The sequence below is a fragment of the Dokdonella sp. genome, from assembly GCF_039926425.1.
GTDB lineage: Bacteria > Pseudomonadota > Gammaproteobacteria > Xanthomonadales > Rhodanobacteraceae > Dokdonella_A.
Window position 1 is genome coordinate 1 of sequence record NZ_JBDSWZ010000257.1, and the last position, 7,418, is coordinate 7,418.

Here is a 7,418-nt window from a genome sequence, read left to right on the forward strand (position 1 = left end):
GCCACGTCGTGCGCGAGGGCGACTCCGTTGCGCGCCTGGGCGGGGACGAGTTCACCGTGGTCCTCGAGGACATCGATGGCAGCGTCGAGGCCGAACGCATCGCCGAGAAGATCATCTCCGCGTTCGAGGAGCCCCTGGAGCTCGACAATGGCCAGGAAGTGGTGATCTCGCCATCGATCGGCATCAGCCTCTATCCGGACCACGGACAGGTGCCGACCGACCTGCTGAAGTTCGCCGACACCGCGATGTACCAGGCCAAGGATCACGGTCGCAAGACCTACAAGGTCTACACCGAGGCGATGGACGCCGCCGCACGTCTGCGCGCAACGACGGTGGCAGCGCTGCGCAAGGCGCTGGAGCGCAATGAATTCTCGCTGGTCTACCAGCCTAAACTGTCACTGCTGGACGAACGCATCACCGGCGTCGAGGCGCTTCTGCGCTGGCGCAGCCGCGATCTGGGCAATGTTTCGCCGGGCGTGTTCATTCCCATCGCCGAGGAAACCGGGCTGATCATCGAGATTGGCGACTGGGTCGTTGCGCAAGCGTGTGCGCAACTTGCGCAGTGGCGCGAATTCGGTATCCGCGACATCAGCATGTCGATCAACGTATCGGTGGCACAGTTGCTGCGCGGCGACCTGATCCAGCGGCTGTGCGATGTCCTCGCAGCGCACGACGTGCCCCCCAACCTGATCGAGCTGGAACTCACCGAGAGCATGGTGATGGCGAATGCCGAGCAGTCGATCACGACGCTGCGTCGGCTCAAGGCGATTGGCGTCACGCTGGCGATCGACGATTTCGGCACCGGCTACTCGTCACTCAGTTATCTCAAGCGCCTGCCGATCGACACGCTGAAAATCGACAAGGAATTCGTCGGCGACCTCACCACCGATCCTGACGACGAAGCAATCACCGCGACCGTCATCACGATGGCACACACCCTGGGCCTGAATGTCGTGGCCGAGGGCGTCGAACGCATCGAGCAGCTCGAATATCTGCGCGAACAGGACTGCGACGAAATCCAGGGCCACTGGCTTGCGGTTCCACTGCCGCCCGACGAGTGTCTGGCGTTTCTGCGCGAGCATGCGCAAAGGCGTCAGTTGGTGCTCGACGGTGGCGGCTAGCTGTCGCGCGCGCCGCTTCCACGCAGACCGTTCCGATTCGCTGTTTCCGCCCGCCGATTCCCGCTATATTCGGCGCCATGAGCGCGCATGAACAAAGTCTGCAGACCATCGGGGAACGCCTCGATCGACTCCTCGAATTGTGCCGCACGCTGCAGGACGAGAACCGCAGCCTGCGCCACAGCCAGGAACAGCTGGCGACAGAACGTGCTCAACTCATGGCGCGCAACGAGCAGGCGCGCTCGCGTGTCGAGGCGATGATCATGCGTCTCAAGTCGCTCGAGCAGAACAGCGCATGACGATTTCGGACAAGGACGCCGCGGCATGAGCACCAGCGAACCGGTGGCCATCAACATCCTCGATCGCGAGGTGCTGATCGCGTGCACGGCGGAAGAACGGCCGAACCTGCTCGAGGCGGCTCGCTACCTCGATGGCAAGATGCGCGACATGCGTACCAATTCGCGCAATGCGACACTCGATCGCATCGCGATTCTCGCTGCTCTGAACATCAGCCACGAACTGCTGAACGAACGCCGACTCGGCTCGAAAGATGCAACGCAGTTGGCCGAGAAACTGCAAGCGTTGAATGCAAAGCTTGAACGCGCGTTCGCCTGATCATTACAATGGCGCCAGGCGTCCTCTGCGGTGCCCGGCAGCGCACTCTTACATATTGCCTTGTTCCTATTGACGACCCGGGATAGCGAAGCGAAACCCTGTGTGCATGTCCGCCCCGTGCGGAAAGCCTGACGGGTCCGTCAGCCCTCCCACCTGATCCCTCTGGATCAAGGTCGTTCGATGCGCACCGACACTGGCGGAGGACGTCTCTTTTTGATGCCGCAGCCGCCGCGCGCCGTGACGTTCCCGAGCGCGCACTTCGATGACTGACGCCGCCGATCCGCGCGCCGCACTGCGCGCAGAGCTGCGTGCGCGTCGCGATGCGCTCTCGGCGGGCGAGCGCATCCTCGCATCGCAGTCGCTGGTCGCCTCGCTGGAGCAGGCTCCCCGATTCCTGACCGATCGGCGCGTTGCGGGCTACTGGGCCGTTGCAGGCGAACTGCCGCTTGCCGCGCTGATCCAGGGGTTGCGCCAGCGCGACCAGGTCTACCATCTTCCAATCGTCGGCGCGGACCGGCAGTTGAAGTTCGGGCCGTGGCGTCCGGGTGGCGACATCACGATGAACCGTTACGGCATCCCGGAGCCGGTCTGCGCGTCGTCCGACTTGCTGGAGCCTGCGCAGATGGACGTGGTGTTGGTGCCACTGCTCGGCTTCGACCAGCGCGGTCATCGGCTTGGCTTTGGCGGTGGCTACTACGATCGCAGTTTCGATTTCCTGCGCGATCGCCGTGCGCCCGGAAGCCCTCTGCTGGTCGGAATTGCCTATGCGATGCAGGAAGTCGCACAGATCGACGCAATGCCGTGGGACGTGCGACTCGACCACATTGCAACGGAACGTGCCCTCATCGACTGCGCACCCTAGCGCTGCCGCTCATGCGCCGGCGATCGCCGGGCCGCGCGATTCTTGCGCTGGTGCCGCTTGGTGGGACTGCTACCATCGAGCGTCCATCCTGTCGCGGTTGCGTTCATGCACTACTGGTTGATGAAGTCGGAACCCGATGTCTTCTCGATCGACGACCTCGCACGCGCGAAGACGGAACCATGGAGCGGCGTGCGCAACTACCAGGCGCGCAACTTCATGCGTGACGGCATGAAGGTCGACGATGGCGTGCTGTTCTACCACTCCAGTTGCGCCGAACCTGGCGTCGTCGGCGTCGCGACGGTGGCAACCGCCGCGTATCCCGATCCGACCCAGTTCGAGCGGAAAAGCCCTTACTTCGATGCGGCGAGCACGGCGGAGAACCCGCGGTGGATGCTGGTTGACGTCGCGTTCAAGCGAAAATTCAAACGGACGGTGACGCTGGACGAACTGAAGGCGCAACCGCGCCTTGAGGGATTCGCACTCACGAGCCGCGGCAATCGACTGTCGATTCTGCCAGTGACGAAGTCGCAATGGACCTTCATCCTCTCGCTTGAGAACAAACCATGAACCGCGGGTCGGTGCCCACGCGCATCCGGACGATCAGGAAAACACGATGACGAAAGACGAGCAAAAACGGCTCGCGGGGCGCGCCGCCCTGCGCTATGTCGAAGACGGCATGATCGTCGGCGTCGGCACCGGATCGACAGTCGCGCATTTCATCGATGCGCTGGCTGAGCGAAAGCACTCGATCGAAGGCGCGGTTTCCAGTTCCGAGCAGTCGACTCGGCAGCTGAAGAGTCTCGGTATTGACGTACTCGACCTGAATGCGGCGGGCGAGTTGGCGCTGTACGTCGACGGTGCCGACGAATGCGACGCGCACAAATGCCTGATCAAGGGCGGCGGCGCGGCGCTGACGCGCGAGAAGATCGTCGCAGCGGCGTCGAAGATCTTCGTCTGCATCATCGATGCGGCCAAGCGCGTGGATGTGCTCGGCCGCTTTCCGCTGCCGATCGAAGTGATTCCGATGGCGCGCAGCCACGTTGCGCGGCAGATCGTGAAGCTGGGTGGCCAGCCCGTCTGGCGCGATGGCGTCACCACCGACAACGGCAACTGGATTCTCGACGTGCATGGTCTGGCGATCAAGGCGCCGGTGGAGTTGGAGCAAACCCTGAACCAGATTGCCGGAGTCGTTGCGGTCGGGCTGTTCGCGCAACGCCCGGCCGACATCGTGCTGATTGGCTCCGAGGAAATGCGCTGAAACGCCTGCTGCGGGCGATCACTCGATCGATACGCGTGTCCGCTCCGGGGTTCGCTGCGCGTTTCTATGTGTATCGAGCGCGCGATCGTGTGCTGACCTGGGGATGTGCATGCTCAGCGTGACCCGTGATTCAAACGCTCGCGCGCTTGCACGCAATCCACTGGCCGCGGGATTGGCTGCGATCGTTCTCGCCGGTGTGGTTCCACTGGGTGCAAGCGCCGCCGACACCTCGTGGATCCGCCTGCGAACCGATCCGGCGCGACGCATTTTTCCGCAACTGATGGTGGCGCGTACGCCGCCATCCATCGTGGCCGCGCCGACGCTGCTGGTGGGCAACTGCGAGGACGACGGCCCCGGCAGCCTGCGCGAAACGATCAGGAATGCCGTGGACGGGTCGATGGTCGACCTGAGGCAGCTCGCGTGTTCGACGATCACGCTGACAACCGGCGCAATCGAGATTCCGGTCGACAGCTTGACGCTGACGGGAAAGGGCCGCTCGCTCCAGGTGATCGACGGCAACCACGCCGACCGCGTGTTCCTTCATCCGCGTGGAGGCGCGCTGACGTTCCAGTCACTGTCGATCCGCAACGGTCGCAACCGGGAAACCGGGTTCGATGTCGCCGGCGGCGGTTGTGTCGCGTCGGCCGGCTACATGACGCTCGACCACGCCGAAGTAAGCGGTTGTTACGCGGGCGGTGAAGGAGCTTACGGCGGCGGTATCTACGCCTACTCGCTCACCATGCTCGACAGCACACTGTCCGGCAATGTCGCGAAGGGCGTTCACCCGGCGGCGGGGACCGCGGCATTCGGTGGCGGGGCGTTCGTGTATTCGATGGCGTTGAATGCCAGCACGGTGACGGGCAACCGCGCCGTCCACGACGTGAATCCCGGTCGGTCGAGTTACGACATTGGCGGCGCGCTCGTCACCGTCGTCGGCGGCCCCATCATCGATTCGACCATCGATTCGAACTACAGCCAGGAACGGGGCGGTGGCGTCGCCGCGTTCAATCCGGTGTCAGTCGCCAACAGCACAATTTCGGGAAACGTCGCGGCGAACGGAATCGGCGGAGGATTCCTGATGCGCTGGCCTTCGACGATTGAATTGAACAGCGCCACTGTCGCCGGCAACCATGCGAACGGCGGCGGCGGCGGAGTGTGGATCGGCATTGCCGGTTCGTTGATGAACAGCAGTATCGTCGCCGGCAACACGTCTTCGGCCGACACGTTTGCCAATCTCGAAACCAACGCGCCGGCCATCGTGTTTGCCGGCGATCACAATCTGGTCGGCCACAGCAATCCGGGCATCGTGCTGCCCGACGATACGATCAAAGCGGACCCGCGACTCGCGCCGTTGGCATCCAACGGCGGGCCGACGCGCACACGTGCGCTACTCCCCGGAAGCGCCGCGATCGACGCAGGGACGAATCCTGCAGGGGGTCCATTCGATCAGCGTGGCAGTGGCTACCAACGCGTGCAGGGCGCAGCCGCGGACATCGGCGCATTCGAACTGCAGCCCGCGGCGGACGCCGGAGACGTGCGAGCGGTGCCCGCATTCTCGTTGCTGGCCAGCGCGCTGCTGGCAATGCTGCTCGGAAGTCTGGCGATGGTTCGCACCCGCGTGAGCGTGCCGTTCGCCTCCCACACGCGGCGCCAGCGCTGACGACTCGTCCGACAGAGCTCGCGCATGCACGCTTGACGATGCCCCGACGCGTCTGTCCAACGATGCCCCATTGACGCAACGCTGCGCAGGAACGAGAGTCCGCAGCGGAAGGGGGGCACATGACAACACATCATCATCAACGCGGGCATGCCGTGGCGCGGGCGGTCTTCACCGTGCTCGGTATCGTCGTCTGCGTGGGAGCGATCGCTGCAGACGCGGCCGCACCTGATGGAATCGGGACGCCGGGCGATGCCGACCAGGCCACCACGTTGAGCGAAATCCAGGTCTCCGCGCAAAAACGCGTGGAGTACCTGCAGGACGTCCCGGTCACGATGGTCACGCTGAACGCGCAGACACTGAAGGATGCGACCGTGCGCGATCTGAAGGATCTGCAGATCCTCGTGCCCGACCTCAGCGTCACCAGCACAGGCGCGGAAACGTTGACCACTGCACGCATCCGCAGCATCGGCACGGTCGGCGACAATCCGGGTCTCGAATCGTCGGTCGGCGTCGTCATTGACGGTGTCCAGCGTGCGCGCACCGGCGTCGCGTTCGGCGATCTCGGCGAGATCCGGCAGATCGAAGTACTGAAGGGTCCGCAAGGCACGCTCTTCGGGAAGAACACGTCCGCGGGAATCATCAACGTCACAACGCAACGGCCATCGATGACCGAAGAAGGCTATGTCGACCTGACCGCAGGCAACTATGACCAGCTCGGGATTGCTGCCGGTTACAGCAACCGGCTTGGCGACAATGCAGCGTTTCGCGTCTACGCGGTCGATCGCGAGCACTCGGGCTTCAACGACGTCGATCCTGGCGTCGGTCCGCGCGCGCGACGTGACGACGGCGACCAGGACTTCCATTCGCTGCGCGCACAGCTGCTGTTGAATCCGACCAGCGATCTGGACGTGCTGATCATCGGCGACTACACCCATCGCGACGAAAACTGCTGCACCGGCGCGACCACGTTCAATGGACCGGCCGCTGCAATCGTCAATGCACTCGCCGGGGGCAATGGAGTGATTGCGGTGGCGGATCCGTCGCAGCGGCTCGTGTACAGCAATCGGGGCACCGAGCAGGACGTCACCGACAAGGGCCTCTCGGTGGAGGTCAACTGGAACACACCGTGGTTCGATCACGCAACGCTGACGTCGATCACCAGTGTGCGCGACTGGGACGGCATCAGTTCGTCCGACCTCGACTACAGCGGCGCCGATCTGTGGTATCGCGGATTCGGCCCGGGTCAGAACGACGTGAAGTTCCGCACCTTCAGCCAGGAACTCCGGCTCGCAGGAACCAGCGGACGCGTCGACTGGATGGGCGGGTTGTATTTCGACAACGAACACCTGAGGCGTGATGACGCGATCACGCTGGGTCCGGCCTATGAGCCTTATCTGTCGATTGCACTGTTGAACAACATCGCGGCGGCGTTTCCTGTCGGCCTCGTCGACACCAGCGGTGCTGCGTCGTTCCTGTCACACGCCACTGGGCTGCCGTTCGGCGCGGCATTGTCGGGGCAGGCGACCGATGATCGCTGGACGCAGGACGCGAAGAGCCATGCCGCCTTCGGCAACGTCACGTTCCATGCGACCGATGCCCTTGCACTGACAGCAGGAGCCCGGTTCACGCACCAGACCAAGGATGTCGATTCGTTCTACGACAATCCGAACGGTGGGCACGCGTGCGGCGCAGCCCTCGGCAATCCCGCTGCTGTTGCTGCGGCACTGGCTGCCCGAGGCGTTCCGGCCGCGTATCTTGCCAACGTCGTGCCGACGGTAATCGGATACCTGTGCCTGCCATGGTCGAACCCGCTGTTTGACGGGCGACGTACACACCAGACGTTGTCCGAGGATGAATGGTCGGGCTCGTTGAAGGCGGCTTATCGATGGAGCGACACGGTGATGA

At 63.8% G+C, this 7,418-nt stretch carries 8 protein-coding genes and 1 other RNA gene; all 9 read left to right on the top strand.

Going from position 1 to position 7,418, the window contains the following annotated elements; genetic code table 11:
* Positions 1-1,121 (top strand): bifunctional diguanylate cyclase/phosphodiesterase (locus ABIV12_RS14760; RefSeq protein ID WP_348060652.1); only part of this gene is annotated, 1,121 nt, incomplete at its 5' end.
* Between the two features lie 77 nt (positions 1,122-1,198).
* On the top strand, positions 1,199-1,417 hold the full coding sequence (locus ABIV12_RS14765) for a TIGR02449 family protein (RefSeq protein ID WP_348060654.1): 219 nt from the start codon (positions 1,199-1,201) through the stop codon (positions 1,415-1,417).
* Positions 1,418-1,442: 25 nt separating this feature from the next.
* Entirely contained in the window at positions 1,443-1,733 is a 291-nt protein-coding gene (locus ABIV12_RS14770) for a cell division protein ZapA (protein WP_348060656.1), read from the top strand.
* A gap of 19 nt (positions 1,734-1,752) precedes the next feature.
* A non-coding RNA gene (ssrS, locus tag ABIV12_RS14775) (6S RNA) lies at positions 1,753-1,940 on the top strand.
* Between the two features lie 55 nt (positions 1,941-1,995).
* Positions 1,996-2,595, top strand: a complete 600-nt coding sequence (locus ABIV12_RS14780; RefSeq protein ID WP_348060658.1) for a 5-formyltetrahydrofolate cyclo-ligase — start codon at positions 1,996-1,998, stop codon at positions 2,593-2,595.
* A gap of 105 nt (positions 2,596-2,700) precedes the next feature.
* The gene (locus ABIV12_RS14785) at positions 2,701-3,162 is read left to right on the top strand and encodes an EVE domain-containing protein (protein WP_348060666.1); all 462 of its coding nucleotides are present in this window, start codon (positions 2,701-2,703) and stop codon (positions 3,160-3,162) included.
* Positions 3,163-3,208: 46 nt separating this feature from the next.
* Entirely contained in the window at positions 3,209-3,853 is a 645-nt protein-coding gene (gene rpiA / locus ABIV12_RS14790; RefSeq protein WP_348060660.1) for a ribose-5-phosphate isomerase RpiA, read from the top strand.
* Positions 3,854-3,962: 109 nt separating this feature from the next.
* Positions 3,963-5,513, top strand: coding sequence for a choice-of-anchor Q domain-containing protein (locus ABIV12_RS14795; protein WP_348060662.1), 1,551 nt, complete (start codon positions 3,963-3,965; stop codon positions 5,511-5,513).
* Positions 5,514-5,632: 119 nt separating this feature from the next.
* Positions 5,633-7,418 (top strand): TonB-dependent receptor plug domain-containing protein (locus ABIV12_RS14800; protein WP_348060664.1); only part of this gene is annotated, 1,786 nt, incomplete at its 3' end.